23 protein-coding genes and 1 pseudogene are annotated in these 25,995 nt (G+C 42.4%); 14 read left to right on the forward strand and 10 right to left on the reverse strand.

What is annotated here, in order from left to right; genetic code table 11:
* Positions 1–126 precede the first annotated feature (126 nt).
* The 4 genes and pseudogenes from gnd to msrB form a co-directional block, all read left to right on the forward strand.
* Positions 127–1,020 carry a phosphogluconate dehydrogenase (NAD(+)-dependent, decarboxylating) gene (gnd, locus tag LQ216_RS05930; protein ID WP_230127713.1) on the forward strand — a complete coding sequence of 298 codons (894 nt, stop codon included), beginning with the start codon at positions 127–129 and terminating at the stop codon, positions 1,018–1,020.
* Positions 1,021–1,064: 44 nt separating this feature from the next.
* Positions 1,065–2,615, forward strand: coding sequence for a gluconokinase (gene gntK, locus LQ216_RS05935; RefSeq protein ID WP_230128280.1), 1,551 nt, complete (start codon positions 1,065–1,067; stop codon positions 2,613–2,615).
* Between the two features lie 130 nt (positions 2,616–2,745).
* Entirely contained in the window at positions 2,746–3,927 is a 1,182-nt protein-coding gene (locus tag LQ216_RS05940) for a nucleoside transporter C-terminal domain-containing protein (RefSeq protein WP_230127715.1), read from the forward strand.
* Positions 3,928–4,059: 132 nt separating this feature from the next.
* A pseudogene (msrB, locus tag LQ216_RS05945) lies at positions 4,060–4,352 on the forward strand (peptide-methionine (R)-S-oxide reductase MsrB); the annotation flags it as partial.
* A 32-nt stretch (positions 4,353–4,384) separates the two neighbouring features.
* On the opposite strand, the gene LQ216_RS05950 reads toward msrB, so the two are convergent.
* Positions 4,385–4,942 carry a cysteine hydrolase family protein gene (locus LQ216_RS05950; RefSeq protein WP_230127717.1) on the reverse strand — a complete coding sequence of 186 codons (558 nt, stop codon included), beginning with the start codon at positions 4,940–4,942 and terminating at the stop codon, positions 4,385–4,387.
* Positions 4,935–5,363, reverse strand: a complete 429-nt coding sequence (locus tag LQ216_RS05955; RefSeq protein WP_230127719.1) for a carboxymuconolactone decarboxylase family protein — start codon at positions 5,361–5,363, stop codon at positions 4,935–4,937. The genes LQ216_RS05950 and LQ216_RS05955 overlap by 8 nt, the downstream gene beginning before the upstream one ends.
* Before the next feature lie 118 nt (positions 5,364–5,481).
* Between LQ216_RS05955 and LQ216_RS05960 the strand changes: the two genes are divergently transcribed.
* Positions 5,482–5,916: an Lrp/AsnC family transcriptional regulator gene (locus tag LQ216_RS05960; protein WP_230127721.1), complete on the forward strand. Its 435-nt coding sequence runs from the start codon at positions 5,482–5,484 to the stop codon at positions 5,914–5,916.
* An 86-nt stretch (positions 5,917–6,002) separates the two neighbouring features.
* On the opposite strand, the gene LQ216_RS05965 is transcribed toward LQ216_RS05960, so the two are convergent.
* Positions 6,003–7,667 (reverse strand): glutamine--tRNA ligase/YqeY domain fusion protein, encoded by a 1,665-nt coding sequence (locus LQ216_RS05965; protein WP_230127723.1) that lies wholly within the window; start codon positions 7,665–7,667, stop codon positions 6,003–6,005.
* Positions 7,668–8,275: 608 nt separating this feature from the next.
* Here LQ216_RS05965 and adhE point away from each other — a divergent pair.
* Positions 8,276–10,879, forward strand: coding sequence for a bifunctional acetaldehyde-CoA/alcohol dehydrogenase (gene adhE, locus LQ216_RS05970; RefSeq protein ID WP_230127725.1), 2,604 nt, complete (start codon positions 8,276–8,278; stop codon positions 10,877–10,879).
* Positions 10,880–11,046: 167 nt separating this feature from the next.
* Here adhE and LQ216_RS05975 read toward each other — a convergent pair whose 3' ends face one another.
* From LQ216_RS05975 to LQ216_RS06000, 6 genes are all read right to left on the reverse strand, one after another.
* Positions 11,047–11,790: an amino acid ABC transporter ATP-binding protein gene (locus LQ216_RS05975; protein ID WP_290369233.1), complete on the reverse strand. Its 744-nt coding sequence runs from the start codon at positions 11,788–11,790 to the stop codon at positions 11,047–11,049.
* Positions 11,791–11,803: 13 nt separating this feature from the next.
* A complete protein-coding gene (locus LQ216_RS05980) occupies positions 11,804–12,469 on the reverse strand; it encodes an amino acid ABC transporter permease (RefSeq protein WP_230127728.1) in 666 nt (221 codons plus the stop codon).
* Between the two features lie 33 nt (positions 12,470–12,502).
* Positions 12,503–13,285, reverse strand: coding sequence for a transporter substrate-binding domain-containing protein (locus LQ216_RS05985; RefSeq protein ID WP_230127730.1), 783 nt, complete (start codon positions 13,283–13,285; stop codon positions 12,503–12,505).
* Positions 13,286–13,430: 145 nt separating this feature from the next.
* Positions 13,431–14,060 (reverse strand): SIMPL domain-containing protein, encoded by a 630-nt coding sequence (locus LQ216_RS05990; RefSeq protein WP_230127733.1) that lies wholly within the window; start codon positions 14,058–14,060, stop codon positions 13,431–13,433.
* A 268-nt stretch (positions 14,061–14,328) separates the two neighbouring features.
* Complete coding sequence (locus tag LQ216_RS05995) at positions 14,329–15,114, reverse strand: SDR family oxidoreductase (RefSeq protein WP_230127736.1); 786 nt, start codon at positions 15,112–15,114, stop codon at positions 14,329–14,331.
* A 253-nt stretch (positions 15,115–15,367) separates the two neighbouring features.
* A complete protein-coding gene (locus LQ216_RS06000; protein WP_230127739.1) occupies positions 15,368–16,906 on the reverse strand; it encodes an FAD-dependent oxidoreductase in 1,539 nt (512 codons plus the stop codon).
* A gap of 442 nt (positions 16,907–17,348) precedes the next feature.
* Between LQ216_RS06000 and LQ216_RS06005 the strand changes: the two genes are divergently transcribed.
* Complete coding sequence (locus LQ216_RS06005) at positions 17,349–18,548, forward strand: ParM/StbA family protein (protein WP_230127743.1); 1,200 nt, start codon at positions 17,349–17,351, stop codon at positions 18,546–18,548.
* A gap of 11 nt (positions 18,549–18,559) precedes the next feature.
* Positions 18,560–19,138, forward strand: coding sequence for a hypothetical protein (locus tag LQ216_RS06010; protein ID WP_230127746.1), 579 nt, complete (start codon positions 18,560–18,562; stop codon positions 19,136–19,138).
* A 254-nt stretch (positions 19,139–19,392) separates the two neighbouring features.
* On the opposite strand, the gene LQ216_RS06015 is transcribed toward LQ216_RS06010, so the two are convergent.
* Positions 19,393–20,691 carry an NCS2 family permease gene (locus LQ216_RS06015; protein WP_230127748.1) on the reverse strand — a complete coding sequence of 433 codons (1,299 nt, stop codon included), beginning with the start codon at positions 20,689–20,691 and terminating at the stop codon, positions 19,393–19,395.
* 248 nt (positions 20,692–20,939) lie between these two features.
* On the opposite strand from LQ216_RS06015, the gene LQ216_RS06020 reads away from it, so the two are divergent.
* The 6 genes from LQ216_RS06020 to LQ216_RS06045 all read left to right on the forward strand — a co-directional run bounded on the left by LQ216_RS06020 (position 20,940) and on the right by LQ216_RS06045 (position 25,971).
* Complete coding sequence (locus LQ216_RS06020) at positions 20,940–22,283, forward strand: DEAD/DEAH box helicase (protein WP_230127750.1); 1,344 nt, start codon at positions 20,940–20,942, stop codon at positions 22,281–22,283.
* A gap of 171 nt (positions 22,284–22,454) precedes the next feature.
* Positions 22,455–22,802 carry a flagellar basal body rod protein gene (locus tag LQ216_RS06025; RefSeq protein WP_230127753.1) on the forward strand — a complete coding sequence of 116 codons (348 nt, stop codon included), beginning with the start codon at positions 22,455–22,457 and terminating at the stop codon, positions 22,800–22,802.
* A 19-nt stretch (positions 22,803–22,821) separates the two neighbouring features.
* Complete coding sequence (locus LQ216_RS06030) at positions 22,822–23,469, forward strand: PspA/IM30 family protein (protein WP_230127756.1); 648 nt, start codon at positions 22,822–22,824, stop codon at positions 23,467–23,469.
* A 93-nt stretch (positions 23,470–23,562) separates the two neighbouring features.
* The gene (gene liaF / locus LQ216_RS06035) at positions 23,563–24,306 is read left to right on the forward strand and encodes a cell wall-active antibiotics response protein LiaF (protein ID WP_230127758.1); all 744 of its coding nucleotides are present in this window, start codon (positions 23,563–23,565) and stop codon (positions 24,304–24,306) included.
* Positions 24,303–25,346, forward strand: coding sequence for a sensor histidine kinase (locus LQ216_RS06040; protein ID WP_230127761.1), 1,044 nt, complete (start codon positions 24,303–24,305; stop codon positions 25,344–25,346). The genes liaF and LQ216_RS06040 overlap by 4 nt, the downstream gene beginning before the upstream one ends.
* Entirely contained in the window at positions 25,339–25,971 is a 633-nt protein-coding gene (locus LQ216_RS06045; RefSeq protein WP_230127764.1) for a response regulator transcription factor, read from the forward strand. Before LQ216_RS06040 ends, LQ216_RS06045 begins: the two co-directional genes overlap by 8 nt.
* Positions 25,972–25,995: the final 24 nt, after the last annotated feature.

Genomic DNA, 25,995 nt, shown 5'->3' on the forward strand with positions numbered 1-25,995 from the left:
TGATTTTAAAAAAATTATAGCATAAAAGATCGTGTGAAAAAATATTTCTTTATTAAGGTTCACATATTAAAAAATATTTCTTATAATGGAAGCATGATTGAAAATTTTTTTGAAAAGGTGAGTGTCATGGAAATAGGAATTATAGGACTTGGGAAAATGGGATATAATCTTGCCTTGAATGTTATGAATAAGCATGAGGTGGTAGCTTATGATGTAGATGCTGCCAATATAGAAAAGCTCGCAACCGCTGGTGGCAAAGGGGTTTCTTCGCTTGCCGGTTTGGCCGAAAACCTGAAGGCCCCTCGCGTCATTTGGATGATGGTTCCTGCCGGAGACATTACCGAAAATGTATTAATTGAGTTAAAAGGCATCTTAAATCCAGGAGATATTGTCATAGATGGAGGCAACTCCAATTATAAGGATTCAATCAGACGTGGATCTGATCTAAAAGATCTTGGCATCCATTTCCTTGATGTTGGGACGAGCGGGGGAATGGAAGGAGCAAGAAACGGAGTCTGCACGATGATTGGCGGAGACAAAGCTGCCTTCGACTCTGTCGAGGAGTTGTTCCGTGACATTTCTGTGGAAAACGGGTATCTATACGCAGGAGAAATCGGCAGTGGTCATTTCTTGAAAATGGTGCATAACGGCATTGAATATGGCATGATGCAATCCATTGCCGAAGGATTTGAAGTGTTGGAAAAAAGTCCGTATGATTTCGATTACGAGAAGGTTGCACGGGTATGGAATAATGGGTCAGTCATCCGCTCTTGGCTGATGGAGTTAATTGAACATGCTTTTTCAAAGGACGCTCGTCTTGATGACATCAAAGGTGTGATGCAATCATCCGGTGAAGGAAAGTGGACGGTCGAAACAGCGCTTGACCTGCAGGCTGCTACTCCGATTATCGCGATGTCATTGATGATGCGTTACCGCTCATTAGATGAAGATACATTCTCAGGAAAAGTCGTTGCAGCCTTAAGAAATGAATTCGGCGGCCATAGTGTGGTAAAAAAATAATATACGGTTTGTTATAGTTGGGGACTTTGCAAGGAGGCGGAAAGATTTTGAACACTAAATATGTAATCGGAGTAGACATTGGGACAACCAGTACAAAGGCTGTGTTGTTTTCGAAGGATGGCATGATTATTTCCAGCCATGGCATCGAATATCCATTATACTCTCCTACCCCTGAAACGGCGGAACAAGATCCGGACGAGATTTTTCAAGCTGTTGTTCTTTCCATTAAGAAAGCAGTTGAAAAGGCAAATGTCGACCCTGAAACGATACTTGGTGTTTCTTTCAGCTCAGCGATGCATAGTGTTATTGCAGTTGACCAAGATGGTAAACCTTTAACGCGCTGTATTACATGGGCTGATAACCGAAGCTCGGAGTGGTCGGAAAAAATCCTCAATGAAATGGATGGTCATAATATTTACTTGAGAACGGGGACACCAATTCATCCAATGTCTCCATTGTCTAAATTGGTATGGCTTCGGAATGAGCAGCCCGACTTATTTGCAAAGACTTATAAGTTTATTTCCATCAAGGAATATGCTTTTTATAAGCTCTTCGGCAAATATGTAGTCGACCATTCGATCGCCTCAGCTACGGGCCTGTTCAACCTTACATCATTGGCTTGGGACGAAGGGGCATTGAAAGTAGCCGGTGTAACAGCAGAAAAATTATCTGAGCTGGTTCCGACTACTTACAGCCTGAAGGGCATGGATGAAACCTATGCAAACGAAATGGGTCTGCCAGTATCCATCCCGTTTGTTGTCGGAGCAAGTGATGGAGTTCTCTCGAATCTGGGAGTGGGCGCGATTGAACCGGGAGTCTTGGCGGTGACGATTGGGACGAGCGGGGCGATCCGGACCGTTTCTGATCGCCCCGTAACAGATCCGAAAGGCCGCATATTCTGCTATGCCTTGACTGAGAATCATTGGGTGATCGGTGGGCCTGTTAATAATGGCGGAATGATTTTCAGATGGGTTCGCGACCAGCTCGGAGCCTCCGAAATAGAAGCTGCCAAGCGGCTCGGAATTGACTCATACGAAGTTTTGACAGCGATTGCTGCCAAAGTGAAGCCGGGTGCTGACGGATTATTGTTCCATCCTTATTTCGCGGGAGAAAGAGCACCGCTATGGAATGCGAACGCAAGAGGTTCTTTCTTTGGCTTAGGTTTGCACCATAAAAAAGAGCATTTAATCCGCGCGGTTTTGGAAGGGGTCATTTTTAACCTTTACACTGTTCTTCTCGCGCTTCAGGAATTAATTGGGGAGCCGGTGAAAATCCAGGCAACCGGTGGCTTTGCAAGATCAGAGCTATGGCGTCAGATGATGGCCGATATCTTCAATCAGGAATTATCTGTACCGGAAAGCTTTGAAAGCTCCTGCCTTGGCGCTGCGATCCTTGGAATGTACGGACTTGGCGAAATTGATTCGTTGAATGTTGTCTCCGAAATGGTCGGCGCAACTCATCATCACAAGCCGATTCCAGAAAATGTAGCGGTATATGAGGAACTGACACCGATTTTTATCCGCCTGCCAAGACTATTGGATCAGGAGTATAAAAATATCGCTGACTTCCAAAAGAAGATGATAAAAGAAGAATAATTGACAGGAGCCGGATGAGCCGGCTTCTTTATTTGGGACAAGTTATAAAAAACGCTGAATGACTAACAATAAACAAGTACATAAAACCGTTTGCTTTTTCTGAAAAAATACAACTTAGTGGAGGCAGCTAATGAAATATATCATCGCGATAATCGGCCTGCTCGTTGTCTTTGGTTTGGCATGGATAGCGAGCAATAACCGGAAACATATCAAATTCAGACCAATTATCATCATGGTCTTCATTCAATTGATTTTATCCTTTCTTTTATTAAATACAAAATTCGGGTTAGTGATGATCACGGCGATTGCGAATGGCTTCGGAAAATTACTTGAATACGCTAATGAGGGAATTAATTTTGTGTTTGGCGGGCTGGCAAATGAAGGGCAGTTGCCTTTTTTCCTGAATGTATTGCTCCCGATAGTGTTCATTTCCGTCTTAATCGGCATCTTACAGCATTTTAAAATTCTTCCTTTTATCATGAAAGGAATCGGCATCGTGCTTAGCAAAATAAACGGAATGGGCAGATTGGAATCGTATAATGCCGTTGCATCCGCAATGGTTGGACAATCCGAGGTTTTCATTACCGTAAAAAAACAGCTCGGCCAACTGCCTGAACACCGTCTCTACACATTATGCGCGTCCGCAATGTCAACAGTATCGATGTCGATTGTCGGCGCTTATATGACGATGATCGAACCTAGATATGTTGTAACTGCGATTGTTATTAACCTGTTTGGCGGCTTCATCATCGCGTCGATTATCAATCCTTACACAGTGGATGATAAAGAAGACATCCTTGAGGTACAGGAGGAAGCGAAACAAACGTTTTTCGAGATGATCGGCGAGTATATTATGGATGGTTTTAAAGTAGCCATCATTGTAGCGGCAATGCTGATCGGCTTCGTAGCTTTAATCGCTTTAATCAATAATGTCTTTGATATGGCTTTAGGCATGAGCTTTCAGGAAATTATCGGCTATATTTTCGCGCCGATTGCCATCATAATGGGTGTGCCAGTGGGAGAAGCGGTTACGGCCGGAGGTATCATGGCCACTAAATTGGTGACGAATGAGTTTGTGGCGATGATTGAATTAGGAAAGGTGGAAGCAGACTTGAGTGCACGGACGCTTGGCATCATCTCAGTGTTCCTTGTATCCTTTGCAAACTTTTCTTCCATCGGCATCATTGCTGGAGCGGTTAAAGGCCTTAATGAAAAACAAGGAAACACGGTAGCTCGTTTCGGCTTGAAATTATTGTACGGTGCCACATTGGTTAGTGTGCTATCCTCAGTTATTGTAAGCTTTGTGTTATAGCAAATACGGATTGAACAATGGCAATTCTTTTTTGGTATAAAGGGATTGCCTTTTTACAATTTGCCTGTAGGGCAAGTCGAATTGTAAACAAACAATCCGTATAGGTGTTAAGCGGTGAGTAGTTCAAGTAGAGTCGTCTCCAGGGAACCGCTGTTCAGCTCCCGGGACAAGTACGACAGCGGCTGCGGCTGGCCAAGCTTCACTCGGCAAGCGTCACGGAAAAAATCGACCTGAGCCACCGGATGACACGGACGGAGGTGAGAAGCAGGAAAGCCGACTCACATCTTGGCCATGTATTTCCGGATGGCCCGGTACCAACTGAACTTCGTTACTGCATGAATTCTGCGGCCCTCCGCTTCATCCCGAAAGAAGAAATGGAGCAGCAAGGGTATAGCGACTTACTGTTGCTGTTTAAAATCAAATGATAAGGATGAGCGGAAAAAAACCACTCGTTTAGTTAAATCGAATCTAAAATATCGGCCGTGGACTTCACTATGGCAAACTCACCATGGAGACTGCTCAAATGCACCCTATGGATAATGTCAGCAGTAAATATTTGGCCACTAATGAAATCCTCGTGATCGAATGTTGCTGTGGCGTCTTCCGCCACAATCATTTCAAAGCCAAGGTTACCGCCCATCCGGACTGTTGTCGATACACAATGATCCGTCACTAAACCGGCGGTAATCAGCCGGGTAATCCCGTTTTCACGCAGGTAATCTTCAAGTTCAGTTCCGATAAAGGCACTGTTTACATGCTTCACAATAACCTTTTCATTTGCTTCCGGCAGCAGACCATCAATAAATTCAGTGGCTCCTCCATTTTTATATAACAAGCTATCTGGATTATTCGAAAGATGTTGGGTATGGATGATCGGCCAGTGATTTTGTCTGAATTTCCCTAATAGTTCTTGCGCGTTTCTTTCTGCAGTTGGATTATTCCGATTTCCCCATATTTTATCGTGAAAAGCTTTTTGGAAGTCTATAAGTAATAGGGCAGTATCAAATTCATTCATTTATTGATTCCTCCTTATTTTCCGGTTTTAACTCCATAAGTGCCCCGAAGTATTGCTGAGCTGTTGTGAAGCAAATAAAAGCGATCAGCTCAGATATTTCTTCATCAGTGAACATTTCCTTCAAGACGTGAAAAAACTTCTCCTCTACCTTTTCCCGCTGCATGAGAAAGACTTCAGTGAAAGCAACTGCATAGCTTGTTTTCATATTTTCCGGACTCTCAGGCCTTCCTTTAGATTGACAGTATTCACAGCGATTTCCAAATGCTAAGACTCTCCTTACTTGTTCCTTTAATTGATAAGATAGTAAGGCATCTTCAGAAAGAGCCTCTGATAATGAACTCCATTTATCAAGAACTTCTTGTGAATAAAAGAGCTGTTGAAAAGGTGAAAAACCAAGTGCCGATTTTTTAATCCTTGCCATATAAATTCCCCCTTTGAGATAATAGTAAGGTAAAATTATGCAATTTTTAATTTAGATTGTAACGATTAAATAAAAATATATTTAAAAATTTAACCACTTTTAAGGGGAGAGTTTAAAAATGAAAATCGACGAAATCGACCGTCTTATTTTACAAGAGCTAGGAAAGGATAGCAGATTATCGATGAGGGAGCTGGGAAAGAAGGTCAATATGTCTTCTCCGGCTGTTACAGAAAGGGTCAGGCAGATGGAGTCCTTTGGAATCATTAAGGGGTACAGCCTTGAAACAGATATGAAAAAACTGGGCTATCCGATTGAATGTATTATTGAGGCGACGATAAAAAATGGAGAGTATGATCGGTTTAAAAGATATATCGGAGGACTTTCCTGTGTGGAATTTTGCTATCGGATTGCCGGGCAGGCTTGTTATATTTTAAAAATCCATTCCGAAAGCATCGAAAAAGTGGAGGAGTTCATCAATGATACGATTCCATATGCATCCACAGTCACCCATGTGGTCTTGTCACGGATCGAAACGCCACGAGTAGAAATGTAGTAAAAATAGAAAAAACGTAAAATGTTTATTCTGTACAAATAAAGCCTGAAATCCGATTCTTTTAGGATTCCAGGCTTATTAATATCTTAAATTTTAAATGAACTTTTTAGTTCAACGATTTGATTGAAGACAATATGATCTGCAGTTGTATGCTTAGGATCGACATTGAAGTAGCCATGTCTGAAGAACTGGAATTTATCCTGTGGCTTGACAGTCTTCATGTTTGGCTCGACAAACCCTTGAATAATTTCTAAGGATTTTGGGTTAACCCGTTCAAGGAAGGATTTTTCAGCTGCTTCCTCATTCGCCTTCTCCTCTTCGTCGTGGATGAGCGGCTCATATAGACGGAATTCCGCAGGAACCGCATTCTTGGCATCGACCCAGTGAATCGTTCCTTTTACTTTTCGGCCTGTGAAGCCAGTACCGCTTTTTGTTTCCGGATCGTACGTACAGTGTAGCTCGATTACGTTTCCATTCTCATCCTTGATAACGTCTTCGCATTTGATGAAATAGGCATGCTTTAAGCGGACTTCATTTCCAGGGAAAAGGCGGAAGTACTTTTTCGGCGGATCTTCCATAAAATCGTCCTGCTCGATATAAATCTCCCGCGAGAATGGAATCTGTCTTGTGCCCATCTCCGGATTTTCTGGATTGATCTCAGCTTCGAGCATTTCGACCTGATCTTCCGGATAGTTAGTGATGACCACCTTAAGCGGCTTGATGACTCCCATCGTACGCGGTGCTTTTAATTTTAAGTCTTCCCGGACAAAATGCTCCAACACTTGGGTATCGACTGCACCATATGCTTTTGAAACACCAATTTCATGACAGAAAGCGCGAATCGCTTCAGGTGTGTAGCCTCGTCTTCTCAAGCCCGAAATTGTCGGCATACGCGGGTCGTCCCATCCGTCGACAAGACCTTCATCGACCAATTGCTTCAGCTTTCTTTTGCTCATAACCGTATTTGTTAGATTCAACCGTCCGAACTCGTATTGATGGGGTGTGCTTTCCATTTCACAGTTTGCCACGACCCAATCATAAAGCGGGCGTTGGTCCTCAAATTCCAAAGTGCAAATGGAATGGGTAACACCTTCAATCGCATCCTCCAGAGGATGAGCGAATGCATACATCGGGTAAATACACCATTTATCACCCGTATTGTGGTGGGTAACATGAGCAATCCGGTAAATCACCGGGTCACGCAGATTGATGTTCGGTGAAGACATATCAATCTTGGCGCGAAGCACTTTTTCACCGTTACCGAACTCACCATTTCGCATCCGCTCAAATAAATCCAGGTTTTCTTCAACAGTACGGCTTCTATAAGGGCTGTTCTTGCCAGGCTCGGTCAATGTCCCGCGATATTCACGGATTTCATCCGCTGAGAGGTCGTCCACATACGCTAACCCCTTTTTAATCAGCAGCACAGCCCGTTCATACATTTCGTCAAAGTAATCCGAAGCGAAGAACAGATTATCCCAATCATAGCCGAGCCATTTTACATCTTCTTTGATGGAATTCACGTATTCAACGTCTTCTTTTAGGGGATTTGTATCGTCAAAGCGCAGATTTGTTTTCCCGTTAAACTCGTCTGCAACACCAAAGTTCAGGATGATCGCTTTTGCGTGGCCGATATGCAGGTATCCGTTCGGTTCAGGAGGAAATCGTGTCACGATACGGTCATGCTTGCCGGTCTCCAGATCTTCTTTAATAATATTTTTAATAAAATTTGAAGAGTTATGTTCCAACATGTTCGACCTCTTTCATGGTTTCTAGTGCTTTTAATTTTACCTGTATATATATCATAAATACAGACATATTTCCATGTTTGGCTCCAGATGGGCCTGCTTGATGCCAAGAAGGTTTGGTTATTTGAAACTCAACTCAGAAAAAACGCGATAAATGTTCAATGTTTCACAATCTTTCAATTTAGAACTCATGCTACATTAGATATGTAAAGAGTGCTTCAATAATCTTCAAGCTTGAAAGAAAAAGGAGGAATGATCCGCATGATTTATTGTGTTTGAAGCGATGAAAGTTGATGAAGGAACAGACTTTCCATTCTGTATTTGGACCGTCAACTATGTAGTGCTGGCGAAGCCGAACGCAACAGCATATAATGATCTGTCTTTCGTGAAAATATTCCGCAATCCGGTTTGCGAATGACTAATCCGTTTAAAAAGGAGGAAAAATATTATTTTATGTTACATGTTCAATTATTCACAAATATGACAAACACATTTTTCCAACAAACTACTATAATAAAAATATAAAGGTGAACGGTAGAAGGATCCCTAGCGCTCGCCTATATTTTTCAAAGCACATGTGAAATATTTCACAAACTATTGGAGGTTTTTTTATGGCGACTGAAGAAAAAGTAATAAGTCAAAAAACCGCGGTAATGAAGAGTATCGATGCATTGGCGAAAAACGCAAAGAAGGCTCTCGACCAGTTCCGACAGTTCGATCAGGAAGCAATTGATCGCATTGTAAAAGAAATGGCGCTGGCAGGGCTCGATCAACACATGCAGCTTGCCAAGATGGCAGTCGAAGAGACAAAACGGGGAGTTTATGAAGATAAAATTATAAAAAACCTGTTTGCTACAGAGTATGTGTACCATAATATCAAAAACGATAAAACGGTTGGCATCATTCATGAAAATGTCCATGAAGGAATAATCGAATTTGCCGAGCCGGTTGGCGTCATAGCAGGTGTGACACCGGTAACTAATCCAACTTCCACAACTATGTTTAAAGCGATAATTAGCATTAAAACGCGGAATCCAATCATCTTTGCTTTTCATCCATCCGCCCAGAAATCCAGTAGCGAAGCAGCAAAAATCCTCCGCGATGCAGCAAGAAGGGCAGGAGCGCCTGAGCATTGCATTCAGTGGATTGAAACACCATCTTTGGATGCAACAAGGGAGCTTATGAATCATCCTGGTATTTCGTTAATTCTGGCGACAGGTGGTTCCGGCATGGTGAAATCCGCTTACAGCTCAGGTAAGCCAGCGCTCGGGGTCGGTCCGGGAAACGTTCCGGCCTATATCGAAAAAACAGCGTATGTAAAACGAGCGGTAAACGATTTGATTTTATCTAAAACATTTGATAATGGGATGATTTGTGCTTCCGAACAAGCAGTCATTATTGATAAAGAAATATATGAACAAACCAAGAACGAATTGCAGAATAACGGCTGCTACTTCTTAAATGAAGAGGAAAGAAAACAAGTCGAAAGTCTTGTCATTTCTGAAAAAACCTGTGCAGTAAACCCGGATATAGTAGGAAAGCCGGCGTTTGAAATTGCTAAACTGGCCGGTGTCGCTGTTCCTGAAGAAACAAAAATATTGATCGCTGAACTGAAGGGCGTAGGTCCCGCGTACCCGCTTTCCCGTGAAAAGCTAAGCCCTGTACTGGCATACTATAAAGCTGCCAACAGGAAGGAAGGCTTAAGGTTTGCTGAGGAAATGCTGGAATTCGGAGGGCTCGGTCATTCCGCTGTCATTCATACCGAAGATGAAGAGGTGGCAGAGGAGTTTGGAAGGATTATGAAAGCAGGCCGGATTATCGTAAACTCCCCTTCTTCCCAAGGAGCGATTGGTGATATCTACAATGCTTACATGCCTTCCTTGACACTCGGATGCGGAACGTACGGCGGCAACTCCGTTTCAACAAACGTCGGTGCGATTCACCTTCTCAACATTAAAAAAATGGCCAAAAGGAATGTTAATATGCAATGGTTTAAAGTTCCGCCGAAAGTTTATTTTGAAAAAAACTCAACCCAATACTTGGCTAAAATGCCTAATATCTCGAAAGCATTCATTGTTACCGATCCTGGAATGGTAAAGCTCGGATACGTCGATAAAGTCCTGCATTATTTAAGAAAGCGGCCGGACTATGTTCATTGTGAAATCTTTTCCGATGTGGAACCGGATCCCTCTATAGAGACTGTCACCAGAGGCGCAGAAAGGATGAAAAGCTTTGCGCCTGATGTGATTATCGCGCTTGGCGGAGGCTCAGCTATGGATGCGGCAAAAGGCATGTGGCTTTTCTACGAGCATCCTGAGACAGAATTCCACGGGCTGAAGCAGAAGTTCATGGATATCCGCAAGCGGGTCGTAAAATTCCCACATCTAGGCGAAAAAGCAAAATTTGTTGCCATCCCGACAACATCAGGAACCGGCTCTGAGGTTACGTCATTCGCGGTTATCACCGACAAAGAAGCAAATACGAAATTTCCGCTTGCCGATTATGAACTGACACCGGATGTGGCGATTATCGATCCGCAATTTGTCATGACCGTTCCGAAGCATATCACAGCCGATACAGGAATGGACGTGCTGACCCATGCCATCGAAGCATACGTATCTAATATGGCGAACGACTTCACGGATGGACTTGCAATGAAAGCGATCCAGCTTGTATTTGAATACTTGCCAAAGGCATATCGGGACGGAAGCGATGAGTTAGCCCGTGAAAAAATGCACAACGCTTCAACGATCGCTGGTATGGCATTTGCCAATGCATTCCTTGGCATAAACCATAGCCTTGCCCATAAATTGGGTGCTGAGTTCCATATCGCCCATGGTCGCTCCAATGCGATCTTAATGCCGCATGTAATCAGGTACAATGCGACAAAACCGACCAAATTTGCCGCTTTCCCGAAATATCAATATTTTATCGCCGATCAGCGCTATGCTGAGATTGCGAAAGTTCTCGGGCTGCCGGCAAAAACAACGGAGGAAGGTGTAGAAAGTCTGATAACGGCCATTGTCAAAATGGCAAAAGAACTTAATATACCGATGAGCATCGAAGCAAACGGGGTTAAAAAAGAGGATTTCGAGAGTAAAGTGGCTGAGCTGGCAGATCACGCATTTGAAGATCAGTGCACAACAGCCAACCCTAAGTTGCCGCTCGTCACCGAATTAGAGGAAGTATACCGCAACACTTTCAAAGGGGTATAACAGCTGTTTAAAAGGGCCGACTTAAAAATCACGTCACGTGCTTTTGGGTCGGCCTCCTTTATTTTTCCATTTTGATCGTTCTCACCGTGTCGAAATAGATTGATTATTAACGAGAAATCGATATATGAGCTAGGTTAATAATCAATTTTGCAAAGTTCGTCTTCGGTTTATTTTAAATCGGTGGTACTTAGAAATTCTTTCGTACGTTCTTCCTTAGGGTTAATAAAGAATTCCTCGGAAGGCGCACTTTCTACGATTCTTCCTTCGGACATAAAGATGATCCAATCGCCAACTTCACGTGCGAAGCCCATTTCATGGGTGACGACAACCATGGTCATCCCTTCCTTGGCAAGCCCCTTCATGGTTTCGAGCACCTCGCCTACAAGCTCAGGGTCAAGCGCAGATGTAGGCTCATCAAACAACAGGATGTCTGGTTTCATAGCCAGCGCTCGAGCGATGGCGACACGTTGCTTCTGCCCGCCGGAAAGCTTACTTGGATACACATCGGCTTTATCAGATAGTCCTACTTTTTCTAGCAGCTGTTTCGCTTCTTCGATGGCCTGCTTCTTGGGCACCTTTTTTACATGGGTAGGCGCTTCGATGATATTTTCGACCACCGTCATATGTGGGAATAATTGAAAGTGTTGAAATACCATCCCCACTTTTTCACGGACCTTGTTAATATCATGGGAATCCGGGGTAATTTCCTCCCCCTCAATTAAAATTTGACCGCTATCTTTCTTTTCTAAATAGTTGATGCATCGCAGCAATGTACTCTTGCCGGAGCCGCTGGAGCCGATCAGGCAAACCACGTCGCTCTCCAGCACCTTCATGTCAATGTCCTTCAACACATGAAGATCACCAAATGATTTATTTAAATTTTTTATTCGAATCATTGTTCGCTCACTCAATTGAAAATCCTCCCTATTTGTCGCTTACTGCCAATCTCTTTTCTAAAATATTTACAATAGCGGTTAACAGAGCTACAAGAATTAAGTAGTAGACTGCAACAATCAATAAATATGTCATTTCGTCAAAGTTATTCGATCCAAGCGTAGTGGCCACGTTAAACAGCTCGTTCATCGATATGAAGGCAGCCAGCGAGGAATCCTTTAGACCAATAATGAACTGGTTCCCGAGCGGTGGGAGGGCTCGTCTGAACGCCTGAGGAAGGATAATGCGCCTTAATGTTAAGGGCGTACTCATCCCAAGGGAGCGTCCGGCTTCCATCTGCCCTTTATCAATCGATTGGATGGTTCCGCGGAAAATCTCGGCGATGTATGCCCCATTATGGAACGCAAGCGCTAGAGCAGCTGCCCAGAAGTCGGGAAGCAGGAAAATACCGCTGATTCCGAAGTAGAGGACGAAGATTTGGACAATAAGAGGGGTACCTCTAATCAAATACACATAGGCATCTGAAATCCATCCTAGAATTTTAATGTTAGAAATTTTTAATAGAGCAAAAAAGAGTCCGATTACAATACCCACCAATACAGAAACCGCCGTAAGCTTTAAGGTCAGCAGCATGGCATCGATAAATACATCATTCGAATCTATCAATGTAGTAAAAAAATGAGAAAAACTAGGCAAATGAACAACTTCCTTTCTACTGTCTTCTATAATCTATTCAGGCTTTGTGGTGATATCTTCTCCAAAGTATTTGTTGCTGATTTTCGATAATGTTCCATCCTTACGAAGGTTTTCTAGCGCCTCATTTACGCGCTTTAACAGCTGTGGATTATCCTGCGGCAAGACAACTGCCTGTTCACTCCGTTCAATCAGCTGGCGGCCTTCGATTTTGAAACCTTCCTTCGCGGCTGTTTTGCCTGTTACAAAGTCGGTGATTACGGCATCATGACGGCCGCCATCCAATGCTTTCAACGCTGTTATATCACTGTCATATACTTTCACGTTGTTTGTATATCTGGACGCGGTATCGGCATATGTCGAACCTTTTGCAGCGGCTACTTCCTTGCCTTTAAGATCATCGATAGTTTTAATGCCGCTGTCTGGCCTTACGAAGATTTGCGGACCTGAATAGTAATAGGGTGTCGAGAATGAGACATGCTTCGCGCGCTGTTCATTTATTGTATGACTCGCAACCGCTGCGTCAGCCCGTCCGGTTTTGACGCCTTCGACAATCCCTTTAAATTTTATGCGCTTCTCGACCGGCTTTAACCCTAATTCTTCAGCAATGGCCTTGCCGACCTCGATATCGAATCCGGTTAGTTCCATATCATCTGTCGTGTAGCTGAACGGTTTAAATTCTCCGGAAGCCGCGTATACAAAGGTATCCTCATCTATTAGCTTAGAGCCGTCATCCAACCTGTCTTTCTCAGCACAGCCTGATAGAAAGGCGAGTAGTAAAAGGGATGATGATAGGGCTAGCTTGATTTTCATTTTCATGCGTGATCGTTTTCTCCCTTCAGGATTTAAGGACTAATAGTTACCTAGTTAGTTAACTACCCTAAATCCCGGTTAAATAATCTTGTGGAATCACAAAGGAAAAATATACAACCTTAAACAAATGTAAAATATGATCGAAATTTATTTAAAAATATGAATATTCAACTCTGACTGCAGCGGGAATGTCTAATTCTCCCGGCTGAATGGGAGTGGCGGCATTTTTTAATAGAGCTGTGGACTGGAATAGGATTGGCTGGTTAACACTGACTTCTTGGACGAGATCCGGTGTTTTGTTGAGGGTAACACCGAGTACTTTTGCAAGGGAGGTGGCTTTTTCGCGAGCATTTTCGACGGCAAGGGAAAGGGCTTGATTATAATAAGCCTCCTGATTTGAAAGGGTAAACTGTAAGCTCGATACTGTATTGGCACCATTACTAACAGCCGTATCCAGAATCTCTCCCACTTGTTTTATGTTACTTATGGTTATTTGAATAAGGTGAGTCACTTTATAACCCCTGAAGATTTGCATTGCTTCCTGGTAATCGTATTGGGGTTCAATCCGATACTCAACAGTTCTTATTTGGTTCTCCGGTATACCTAAACCGGTAATCGAATTTATTACTTTGGATATGGCGTTTGCGTTTTCCTGTTGGGCGACTGCGGGGTCTTTGTTCTCTGTGATAACACCTAATTTAATAATTGCTTGATCGGGAGCAGCCAGAATGGTTTCCTCTCCTGAAACGATCAAGGTATTCGATTTATTATGATTGCTCAATGCTTTCACCTGCTTTCCGCACAATGTGCTTATTAGACAATGTACGGGAAACCGGGTGGTAAAATGACTTTTATTTGGTACAGAAACAATTCAAAGAGGGGAAGATGGGGTTAACAAAAGAAAAACCCCTTCAGAAAAAAAGTACCCTATAGTGTAGACACTAAAAAAAGTCTACTTATAGGGTACTTTTTGTATAATGAAGAAATATTCCTTGCCTAAAAGACAATACGTGGAGGCGCTCCCAAATAGTAGTCTGATGGTACCTCTCTTATATATCCATCTCCCACCACTTTTGTTCTTCTAGCTTCATTTGTTTTTCCGTTTGTTGAGGATAGGCGGTTCGGAATTTATGATGGTCAGCTGGGATGATTTCTACCATTTTTGCAATCATATCTTCCGGGTCGAACTGGTTTTTTAACCCATCTTCCGCCTTTTTTATATCCTCTTTCCTCGTGAAGTTTTTCTCTTCATCGTACCATTTCCATAGCTCTTCTGCAGCGCGATCATTAAAGCCTGTCTTGAAGTCACCAGGGTTAATGGTGGCAACTTTTACTCCAAATCCTTTAAGTTCCAACTGCAGGGTATGGGCAATTGCTTCAATCGCGTGCTTTGTAGCGGCATACGGACCGCCATATGGAGATGCTAAAATTCCAGAAATTGAACTCATAAAGACGATTTTTCCGCTTCCCTTTTCAACCATCTTCCGTGCAGCTATCTGTGCTGTTTCCAAGGTTGCGAAAACATTTACTGCAAAAAGTGCCCGAAGCCGGTCCATTGGCACTTCCCCGAGCGGCCCTCGTTCATTAATGGCAGCATTTGCAACAAATACGTCAAAATCATACTTCTCAATCTGTTTCAGATCCAAAGGGTTGGTAATATCGACTTTGATCACCTCTATATCCAGTTCCAGGTCATTTGCTTCCCGCAGAAGGTCTGTTTTTTGAGAAGTCAGCTCTGTAGTCGCAATCACACGATGGCCTTTTTTGGCAAGACCAATTGCTGCACCTCTGCCAAGCCCGCTGCCTGCGCCTGTAATGAAAATTGTTTTGCCCATGTTAAATTCCTCCATTCGATTAGAGCATGCCAATTTATTGTTCCCTATAGCAGTAAGGGCAAACCGAACATGGGCAAATTTACCGATTTCTTGCAGGATCAATGATGACGTCGCTCTACAATAACTACAGATATCAGTGGAATTTAAATAAGATGACCCCTGTTCAATAATGAGATCATCTCCTTAAAACTGCCTAGTCTTTTTTAAACTGTTCTTTACAAAGGGTACAATTTAGAAGGGGCTTGAGCCTTTCCTATTTTAAATCAACCTTCTTCAAAGGTTCGACAGCCGGGCCCTCCAAAACTTCTCCGCTAATAGAGAATCGCGAGGCGTGACATGGGCAATCCCATGTCCTTTCACCGCTGTTCCATTCTACTTCGCAGCCCATATGGGTACAGGTGGAATCAACAGCATGGAGCTGCCCGTCTTTATCGCGATAGCAGCCTGCTTTGCTGCCGTTGATTTTTACAATCGCCGCTTCATCTTTTCCTAAATCATCTGGACCTTTATGAACCATGGCGAACTTACCTTGAATCAGATGCTTTGCGACATCGGCATTATCTTTAATTAAATTCTTAACGCCTGGTTTTGGATGGAAACGGGATGGAGTGTAGAGCTCTTCATAGCGGTTTTTCTTTTTGATAATAAGATCTTTTAGCAAATTAGCGGCTGCCGTGCTGTTTGTCATGCCCCATTTAGCATAGCCGGTCGCAATGAAAACATTCGGATGGTTTTCCGTAGCCGGGCCTACATAAGGGACTTTATCCATCGTTATGATATCCTGTGCTGACCAACGGTACGGAATCTCTTTAATACTGAAGACTTCTTCGCTGAAGGCTTTCAGTGCAGCATAATGTTCAAACGTCGAAATTCCCTGTCCGGTTTTGTGGCCCTCGCCTCCGACCAGAATAAGTTTTTCTCCATCGATTTGCGTATAACGCAACGAGCGGCTCGGACTGTCTGCGCTAATGTACATACCACCTGGATATTCCTGTTCCGCTTTTATCCCGAGTACATAGGAGCGCTCTGCGTGCATTCTTGCAAAATAAAGGCCCATTTCATCGTTAAAAGGGAAGTGGGAGGCTGAAATAACATATTTGCAGCTGATGGTTTGTCCATTTCTTGTCAGGATTTTAGGTGTATCTCCGTCTTCTACTTTCATTGCTGTTGTATGTTCAAATATTTTGCCGCCTGCTTCGGTAATCTGAGGAATAAGGGCAGTTAAATATTTTAATGGATGGAACTGCACCTGCTCTTTCATTACTACCGCTGCTTTACAGGGAATGGAGAAGGGGATTGTTTCCGTATACTCTCCGGGTATGCCGATCTTCTGGTAAGCTTTGATTTCATCCTGGATTTTGTTCACGTATTCTTCTGTTGCCGCGTAAACATAGGCATCCTCATATGTTAAATCACAATCAATTTTTAAATCTTTGACAGTTTCTATGACAAATTCCATTGCCTCTTTGTTCGCTTCATAATATAGCTTTGCTTTTTCTTCACCTATGTCTTTAATAAGCTGATCATATATCAGGCCATGCTGCGCGGTTACTTTTGCTGTCGTATGCGCAGTTGTGCCATTTAGAATTTCCCCTGAATCAATGAGAACAATATTAAGGCCTTCCTTCGCCAGAAGATAGGCAGCTGTGATTCCTGTGATTCCAGCGCCTACAATTGCTACGTCTGTTTCAATATCATGATCCAGCTTATCAAAGGTCGGGAAGTCAATTAGATCCCTCCAATATGGTTCAGGGTATTGCGGGAGTTGTTTTTTTTCCTTTTCTTCACTCATATACATACATACCTCCAGTAAAACTTTTTATCGTTTGCTATTCCTGATGATTTAGTCCATTAATTACCATACCCATTTTTTTCTGTTATACACGTTTTTTAGGCTGAGTCACATGAACCCGAATTGAAATTTAGGAGTGTTTAAATAATTATGTTTTTTAGTAGAGGATAGGATTATTTGAATGTTTACGATATTTGTATACTTGTTTACAAAAAAGAATACAACGTGTACAAAAAACGTACACAAGTATACAAATATGTATACACGTTGATATGAAAGGATGTACACAACTTATCGTCATATGTTTACAAATGTGAATACAATTTGACTAGACGATTATCCACCGAAAGAAGTATTGACCAAACTATGAAACTTTTCTATTCTTAAATAAATGTGCCATCACATTTTCCTATTGGCATATAAAAGAGAAGGGAATGGTTTTGTGAGTAATTCTAGAATAGCAGCAGTAGATGTTGGTAATGATGCCATCAAAGCTTTGTTTGGAAAGTTAGACTCGGAGCTTTACATACCTAATGTAGTCGCAAGAGATACGGAGGACCGTCCCGTAATCGGAATCGAAGAACTAAATGAGCAAAACCCGATCGATGGAATCCATATCAGGGTCCACTCCCCTGCCCTTCAAGACAATAATGTTATCTACCGGGTTGGCAATCTAGCAACGAAAAGTGATAATCCATCGGAGTTGGATCTCGGGAGCAGTAAATCCGAAGAAGATCAGACGTTGGTTATGCTTTTTGCAGCATTGGCATTGGATGCAGTTAAGGAAGAAAATGCCCAAATCTTCAAAAAAACCAATAATGTCGTAGATGCCACCTATTCTTTAGGGACAGGCCTTCCTCTTCGTGAAGTGAAAGAAGGAAAAGATGTCGGCTACCGCTCCAAACTTCTTGGATCTGTTCATCAGGTAGAGTTTTTGATCACGCCGAAATACCAGGGCATAAAGGTCAATATTAAATTTGATGATGTAAAAGTATATCCGGAAGGCTTTGCAGCATATATCAATTTAGTGATGGACAACGATTTGAATGTCATTAACAGAGATTTAATTGATAAGCGTATCCTTATTCAGGATATTGGTGGACTGTCAACGGATATTGCCGTTATTAAAAACCGTAAAGTTGACGACGATAAAGCACAAGGCTTTAATCTCGGTGTTGCGGAAGCACTTGAAGCGATTAGAGAAGAAATTAGAAAGAAGCATGGTGTTGAACTCGACAGCAGACGGGATGTCGTTGAAATCATCACGAAGAAAAATGATAGAAACCATCTTATGGTACGCGGAAGCCGAGTAAGCGTGCACGATATCACAGATCGCATTTTAGGTGAACTTGCCAAAAAACAATACCGTCATCTTCGCAATGTGTGGCAAAAGAATTCCCAGACGGAAATCTGCTATTTTGTCGGCGGTGGGGCCATTGTTTTGAAGGATTATTTAAAGACACTCAATAACAATTTAGATGGCTATAATATTGACTTCTTTGAAGATGAGAAGGAAAGCATCTGGATGATGGCTAATGCCTATTATAAGCTTATTGCGGACTTCACCAGAAGGAAAGAGACGGAAAAACCAGCTAAATCAGAAAACAAAGTGGAAGACCAAAAAGCCGGCACAGCTAAATAGGCGGTGGTTATATGAAAAATACAATTCCCTCGGGCATCCAAAGGGGTCAGGCGATAACCTTCCGCCTTCCTTCTGATACTCCCGACCACATCATAAGGCAGCTTCAAAAGCTGAAAGAAACAGAGAAAAGAAACTTTTCAAGCAAAATTGCTGAGTTTGTGTTAGAAGGTGCAGGGAACAGCTCTATACAAGAAAGGGAAATGATTAAGATTCCCTTGCCACAAAAATTGACCAAATCACAGCGGGACTGGTTGAAGCATGCTCATTCGGAAGCGCTTCTCGGCAGTATTCTTTATCAGTTACTGACCGACCCGATGCGGGCAACGGCATTGCTTGCTTCAATGAATAGCAATGCAATGGAAATTGATGAGGCGTTATATTTACAGGAAGATGTGCCAGATTTACCAGACTCAATGGATTTGGAACAAGAAGCGACTGGGAATGAAGGATCTACCTCACAAGAAAATGATTTAGATGATTTTGATTGGAACCAGGCGGAGATAAAGAATTCCAGTGAGAGCAAGGAAACAGAAGAGGAAGAAAGTCTAGATGACTTACTTGGAGACTTCTTGGCTCAAATGAATAAATAGTAAAGAGGATGTCTGTTTGCTGCAGGCATCCTTTTTTGCATATAAAATAATATATATCTTTCCATATGAATTAGTGTCTAGCTTCGGCGCCTAGCCCCGACGCACAGGACGTGACGGATTTTAGCTGATGGTCCTTACTTGACCCTCCTACGAGGTGCATCTTATGCTTGTCGGAGGCCCACAGGATGTGGGTCAGAACCGACGAAGACATAATGATGGGGCGGTCTTAGTCGTTCTTCCTTACGCTTTTCTAACTAACTAGCCAGGAAGATAAGCTGATATAAGAAAAGAATGGCAAAGATATAGACAAGCGGGTGAACGTCGCGGAATTTTCTTTTGGCGATTTTCATGATGGGATAGGAAATGAAGCCAAGCGCAATACCGTTTGCGATACTCGAAGTTAGCGGCATACTGACGATGACTAAAAATGCAGGGAAAGCTTCATCAAAATCGTGCCAATTAATTTCCGAAATATTTTTAATCATGAAGCTACCGACGATAATCAAACTCGGTGCGGTAATGGCTGTAACATCTGAAACCGCTCCTACCAGCGGACTGAAAAAAGCTGTAATAATAAATAAGACAGCGACAGTAAGTCCGGTCAAACCGGTCTTTCCGCCTGCCCCAACACCAGCCGAGGATTCAACGGAAGCAGCAGTTGGACTTGTCCCAAACATAGCTCCAACCGTAGTACCGATTGAGTCAGCAAAAAAGGCGCTGCCTGCCCGATCAAGTTTGCCTTCTCTTAATAAGCCGGCTTGTCTGACAATACCGAGCAAAGCTCCGGTTGTATCGAATAACATAACAAGCAGAAAAGAAAATACGACACCATACAACCCATATTGAATGACATCGTTAATGGATGTGATGGGATTAAAGACAACAAGTCCTTCAGGAAGGCGGGGGGTAGCCACTAAACCATTTGTAAAATGGAGATGCCCAGTGAAATAAGCTATTGCCCCGGTAATAATCATCCCTATAAAAAGCGCACCTTGAATGTTCAACGTCATTAAAATGATTGTAATGACAATTCCGATTAAAGTCATTGCTACTTTCGGATCTTTGAAGTCACCAAGCGTGACCAAATTGGAAGGGTGATCGGCGACAATACCGGACAGGCGCAAACCGATGAAAGTAATAAACAGTCCGATACCAGCGCTGATTGCATGCTTTAGATTATGAGGAATAGCATCAATAAGCTTACTTCGGAAAGAGGTAAGAGAAAGAATTAAAAATAAAATTCCGGTAATAAAAACAGCGGAAAAAGCAATGGTATAAGGGATATCATTATTACCAAGCACTGAATAAGCAAAATACGCGTTTAACCCCATGGCCGGAGCAATAATAATTGGGTAGTTAGCAAAAAAAGCCATGCAGAGCGTTCCGACCACGGTAGCAATGATTGTAGCTGTAAAACCCTGATCGAAGGGTACTCCTGCATCTGATAAAATCATTGGGTTAACGACTATGATATACGCTATTGTTAAGAAGGTTGTAAGACCGGCAAGGATCTCTGTTTTAACACTGGTGTTTCTTTGTTTCAGTTTAAACATACTGACATTCCTTTCTACATACTGCGAACCAATCCGACTTCGTTTTAAGAACATGGATATACGATCATTAGTATAGTCTTAAGTGAATCATGTTATAAGTTAAATTAGGAATCTGGCGGGGGCAATACCAGAGTAAAAATAAAAAAACTTTGGGCCGCTGTCAGATGGTGATGTCTCTCAATTAAATAGCCGAATAAATGATATACTAAGCAGATTAAAACAGATAAGAGAGAAGGTAGGCCAAATAAATGGATTTTTCCCAGCTAGGAATACGAGAAAATCTGAATAAAGTGCTTAAAGATTCCGGAATAACTTCGCCAACACCTATCCAGGAAAAATCGATTCCTGAAATAACCGCTGGAAGGGATGTAATTGCAAAAGCCCAGACGGGAACAGGCAAAACATTAGCCTTTCTCCTTCCGATTCTTCAAGGAATAAAATTAGAAAGCGATCATGTGCAAGCCCTAATCGTGTCGCCTACTAGAGAACTTGCACTTCAAATAACCACTGAATTAAACAAGCTTACAAAAGCTTTTACAGGTATAAGCGCTGCGGCTATATATGGGGGACAAGATGTGGAGCGGCAAATGAAACAATTACAGCATCACACATCTATAGTGGTAGCCACTCCTGGAAGGCTGCTTGATCATGTCAGGCGGGGAACAATTGATCTTAGCAACGTTTCAATGTTGGTATTAGATGAAGCAGATCAGATGCTGCATATCGGATTTTTGCCTGAAGTGGAGCAAATCATTGAAATGGTTCGAAGCAACAGACAAGTTCTGCTTTTTTCAGCAACGATTCCAAAGCAGGTTGAGTCCATTGCTAAGCGCTTTATGGTCAATCCAGTCTCAGTTTCCGTAAAAAGCAACAACATCACAATAGAACGGATCAGGCAGCGTGTAATTGAAACGACTGACAGGGCAAAACAAGCTGCTTTATTTAAAGTGATTGATGAAGAACCTCCATTTATGGCGATTATTTTTTGCAGGACAAAACGAAGAGTAAGTAAGCTATATGATGCTCTTAAAGCCGCCGGTTATAATGCGGATGAACTTCATGGAGATTTATCACAGGCTAAAAGGGAACGAGTAATGAAAGGATTCCGGGAAGCAGCCATCCAACTTCTGGTTGCTACTGATGTAGCAGCTAGAGGGCTTGATGTGGAAGGGGTTACACATGTATTTAATTATGATGTGCCCGAAGATACAGAAAGCTATATTCATCGGATTGGGAGAACGGGAAGAGCGGGGGAAGACGGTATCGCGATAACGTTTATCGCTCCAAAAGATATCCCTCAATTGTTAGCGATTGAAAAGGGGATAAAGGTCGATTTAGAACGAAAAGTAATAGAGGGAGTAAAGATTAATTCGAATTCCCCGAGTGGCAGCGAGCAAAAAGGTCAAAATAGACGAGATAAAAACTTCAGACCAGAGAAGGAACCGGGTGACAGGACCGGACGCAGAACATCAGCGAAGAGAAACACTGAAGGAAGGGTAAAACGAAACACTAAAGATAGTGATAAAAATCATGTAACAAAAGTAAATAGGAAGCCGAAGCAAGCATCTCGTGGAAGACGAAGAGAAAAATAAGCATGAAGTCTGGCTTGTCCTTCGGTTAATAATTTTAAAAACCCGTTGTTACGGGTTTTTTTCTTTTCCAATTGCATCTAAGCCTCAGGTCTTATCTGAAAATATAGCTAAAGCTCATTATGGGGAAACGGGAAAATAGATAAGCTAGAAACATGAAAGGAGGAACGTCAAATGAAAAAATTTGGTTTACTGATAGCAGGGGTAATCGCGGGGTGTGTCTTACTCGCAAATGTCGGCCCAATGATTGGGTTAGTCATCAGCCTTGTGATTCTTTACTACGTCATCAAGCAATTTATGAAATCAGCATCCACCTCAGGGAAAATCGTCTGGGGGCTCATCGGCCTTGTCGCACTGGCAGCGTCGGTGGCTAATATTCCGTCCATCATCGGCGTTGTAGCGGCATATGTTTTATACATCGTCTACAAAAACTGGAACAAAGCCAAGAAAACCACTTTCAAAGAAGAACAGGAGGATCCATTTATCAATTTCGAAAAACAATGGGCCGAAATAAAAAGATAAATTAAAAGGAGAGAATGAAATGAGTAACTTATTTACGAGAATCAAAGAAACAATTACAGCGGATTTTCATGAAATACTCGATCAAAAAGAGCAAAAAAACCCGATTGCTTTATTAAACCAATATCTTCGCCAGTCGGAGCAGGAAACGGAGAAAGTACGCAAACTGGTAGAGCGGCAATATCTTTTAAAAGAAGAGTTTACTCGGGAATATAGCCATGCAAGAAATCTTGCAGACAAACGTAGACGCCAGGCTGAGATCGCAGAACAAGCAGGCGAAACAGAATTACATGGATTTGCAGCCGAGGAAGCTGTCCAATACGAAGAACGTTGCCAGAGGTTGAAGGATTCACTGCAAAAGGCAGAGCAACAGCTTGATGAGTTAGAGCGCAAGTATGAAGAAATGAAACACAAGCTAAAAGACATGAATCTTAAGCGTTTGGAATTGATGGGACGCGAAAATATTGCCCGTGCACACCATCGGATGAATCAAGTAATGGATTCAACAACAGCGTCGACTAAATCTTTTGCGAGATTCGAAGAAATGGAATCCTATCTCGACCGGCTTGAACACCAGGTCAACTCGGCTTATCACCGCAATACAATCGATGCCCGGATCGCTCAGCTTGAAAAAGAATTGAAAAACAAAGAAACACATTCTATTTCCTAATAAAGTCATGGTATTCTTAAAAGGCGTAGTTTTCTGCGCCTTTTTGAACTATTTCTTAAGGCAGGCCCGGTTAGTGAAGGGAGAGGTGCCCCTATGTTTAAACAAATGAAAACCGATTATATTAGCTGGATATTATTGATAGGAATTATATTGCTTTTTCTTGAAATTTCTTTATTTAACGGGGGCTTATTATTCTCCCTTGCCCTGACAATTGGACTCATGTACCTTGGCCGCAAATCATATTCCCGTAAAGTAGGAAAAGTCATGTTTTGGGTCGGGTTAACTGGAACGATCATTACCGTTTTAAACATGATGATCTTTAAATTTTTCGTAGTAGCCATCTTACTATATATCGTTCTTGTTTTTTATCAGTCCAAACAAAATCCTGAAGTCATCAAGCCTGTGCTGATAGAGCCAGAAAATTCACATGACGGTCTGGAAAAAGAACCTCTGGTTAAAGTGGATCACTTGTTGCAGAATAAGTGGTTTGGCCGCCAAAAAACATCGGATTACATTTATGAGTGGAACGATATAAACATACAGGGCGGAATCGGCGATACAATTGTTGATTTAAGCAATACCATTCTTCCGAAAGGTGAAGCCGTCATCTCCATTAGACAATTCATCGGCAATATCCAAATTTTTATTCCTTACGATATCGAAGTGAGCATTCATCATTCGGTGGTAGCTGGGAGAGCTGACATTTTTCAGCACCAGGAAACCAAAGTTTTTAATCAGATTCTTTCCTATCAGACGGTTGATTACCAGAATACGGGCCAGAAAGTGAAAATTATCACCTCGCTCATAACAGGAGATATAGAGGTGAAAAGGATATGAGTGTAATAGCCCGGCAAATTATATACGGAATCGCTGTCCTATTCACATTATCCATACTTCTGTCTGCGGTTGTTTTCTTTGTGTTTCCATTGGAGGATTGGAGCTTGTTATGGAAAAAAGAAATCATGGATATCCCTTTTGTTCTCTTTGTGCCAGGTTTAAGCTTATGCTTGGGGCTTATTTTTGGAATAAGCTCGGGCTTGTCTTGGAGGAGGCGCCTTCAAAGGGTGGGGGATGCGTTGTACCAGCTTGAGCAGGGAAACGCTCCGTCCCGGAAAGATTCTTATCCTGTCCAGGAATTGACAATGATTTCTACCAGAATTGAGAATATTCATAAACATGTGTCAGAACAAGCCAAAATGTCGCAAAAAATGGCAAGTGAGAAAGTGGCTGATCGAGAGAAGATCGTCCAGGAAATCGTCTCTCAGGAGCGCAATCGGCTCGCCCGGGAACTGCATGATTCTGTCAGCCAGCAGTTGTTTGCGGCATCCATGCTTATGTCAGCAATAACGGAATCGAAGCCTGAATCGGAAAGCGCAGAAACAAAGCAGCTGAAGCTGATTGAGGGGATGATTCATCAGTCTCAGCTCGAGATGAGAGCATTGCTTTTACACCTTCGTCCTGTTCCACTGCGTGATAAGTCACTACAGGAAGGAATTCAGGAACTGTTAGCGGAATTATCACAAAAGGTTCCGATGAACATTTCATGGAAGATAGAGCAGATGCCGTTAGACCGTGGAATAGAAGATCATCTGTTTCGTATTCTCCAGGAGTCTGTATCCAATACATTGCGACATGCAAAAGCCAATACCTTGGAGGTTCTATTGATCGGAAGGGATGATTTAATTATTCTCAGGATTGTCGATGATGGTCTCGGATTTAATATGGATGAATCGAAAACAGGCTCGTACGGCTTGCAAAATATGCATGAAAGAGCGGTTGAAATAGGAGGGACAATGAAGATTGTCAGTGTTCCCAATCAAGGTACAAGGCTTGAAGTAAAAGTCCCGGTACTTGCAGGAGGCAGAAGCGATGATTAAGGTATTGTTTGTTGATGATCATGAGATGGTACGAATCGGTGTTTCGTCTTATCTATCTTCACAGCCTGATATTGAAGTCATCGGGGAGGCTGATGATGGCGAAAAGGGAGTGGAGCTTGCATTGAGCTTACGTCCCGATATTATCTTAATGGATTTGGTCATGAAAGAAATGGATGGCATTCAAGCTACCCGCGCCATTATCGAGAAATGGCCGGAAGCTAAAGTCATCATTGTGACAAGTTTTCTTGACGATGAAAAAGTGTATCCTGCCCTGGAAGCAGGGGCAACCAGCTATATGCTGAAAACATCCAAGGCCAGTGATATCGCCGACGCTGTTCGTTCTACATACCAGGGTCAATCTGTTCTTGAACCGGAAGTGACCGGTAAAATGATGGCGAAGATGCGTTCCAGAAACATTCAATTGCCACATGAGCAATTGACGAACCGAGAAATGGAAATACTTCTTTTAATGACTGAAGGAAAAACGAACCAAGAAATAGCAGATGAATTGTTTATCGCTCTAAAGACAGCAAAGGTCCATGTAAGCAATATTTTAAGCAAACTCGAGGTTCACGACCGGACCCAGGCGGTTATCTATGCGTTTAAGCATTCACTTGTTAAATAAAGAATCTGTTGTAAGAAATTTTGG

The sequence above is a fragment of the Bacillus sp. CECT 9360 genome, assembly GCF_918741275.1.
GTDB lineage: Bacteria > Bacillota > Bacilli > Bacillales > DSM-1321 > Peribacillus.

Coding starts and splice junctions, on each gene's coding strand:
- gnd (WP_230127713.1), top strand. CDS start 127: ATGGAAATAGGAATTATAGGACTTGGGAAAATGGGATATAATCTTGCC.
- LQ216_RS05940 (WP_230127715.1), top strand. CDS start 2,746: ATGAAATATATCATCGCGATAATCGGCCTGCTCGTTGTCTTTGGTTTG.
- LQ216_RS05950 (WP_230127717.1), bottom strand. CDS start 4,942: ATGAATGAATTTGATACTGCCCTATTACTTATAGACTTCCAAAAAGCT.
- LQ216_RS05955 (WP_230127719.1), bottom strand. CDS start 5,363: ATGGCAAGGATTAAAAAATCGGCACTTGGTTTTTCACCTTTTCAACAG.
- LQ216_RS05960 (WP_230127721.1), top strand. CDS start 5,482: ATGAAAATCGACGAAATCGACCGTCTTATTTTACAAGAGCTAGGAAAG.
- LQ216_RS05965 (WP_230127723.1), bottom strand. CDS start 7,667: ATGTTGGAACATAACTCTTCAAATTTTATTAAAAATATTATTAAAGAA.
- adhE (WP_230127725.1), top strand. CDS start 8,276: ATGGCGACTGAAGAAAAAGTAATAAGTCAAAAAACCGCGGTAATGAAG.
- LQ216_RS05985 (WP_230127730.1), bottom strand. CDS start 13,285: ATGAAAATGAAAATCAAGCTAGCCCTATCATCATCCCTTTTACTACTC.
- LQ216_RS05995 (WP_230127736.1), bottom strand. CDS start 15,114: ATGGGCAAAACAATTTTCATTACAGGCGCAGGCAGCGGGCTTGGCAGA.
- LQ216_RS06000 (WP_230127739.1), bottom strand. CDS start 16,906: ATGAGTGAAGAAAAGGAAAAAAAACAACTCCCGCAATACCCTGAACCA.
- LQ216_RS06010 (WP_230127746.1), top strand. CDS start 18,560: ATGAAAAATACAATTCCCTCGGGCATCCAAAGGGGTCAGGCGATAACC.
- LQ216_RS06015 (WP_230127748.1), bottom strand. CDS start 20,691: ATGTTTAAACTGAAACAAAGAAACACCAGTGTTAAAACAGAGATCCTT.
- LQ216_RS06020 (WP_230127750.1), top strand. CDS start 20,940: ATGGATTTTTCCCAGCTAGGAATACGAGAAAATCTGAATAAAGTGCTT.
- LQ216_RS06025 (WP_230127753.1), top strand. CDS start 22,455: ATGAAAAAATTTGGTTTACTGATAGCAGGGGTAATCGCGGGGTGTGTC.
- LQ216_RS06030 (WP_230127756.1), top strand. CDS start 22,822: ATGAGTAACTTATTTACGAGAATCAAAGAAACAATTACAGCGGATTTT.
- liaF (WP_230127758.1), top strand. CDS start 23,563: ATGTTTAAACAAATGAAAACCGATTATATTAGCTGGATATTATTGATA.
- LQ216_RS06040 (WP_230127761.1), top strand. CDS start 24,303: ATGAGTGTAATAGCCCGGCAAATTATATACGGAATCGCTGTCCTATTC.
- LQ216_RS06045 (WP_230127764.1), top strand. CDS start 25,339: ATGATTAAGGTATTGTTTGTTGATGATCATGAGATGGTACGAATCGGT.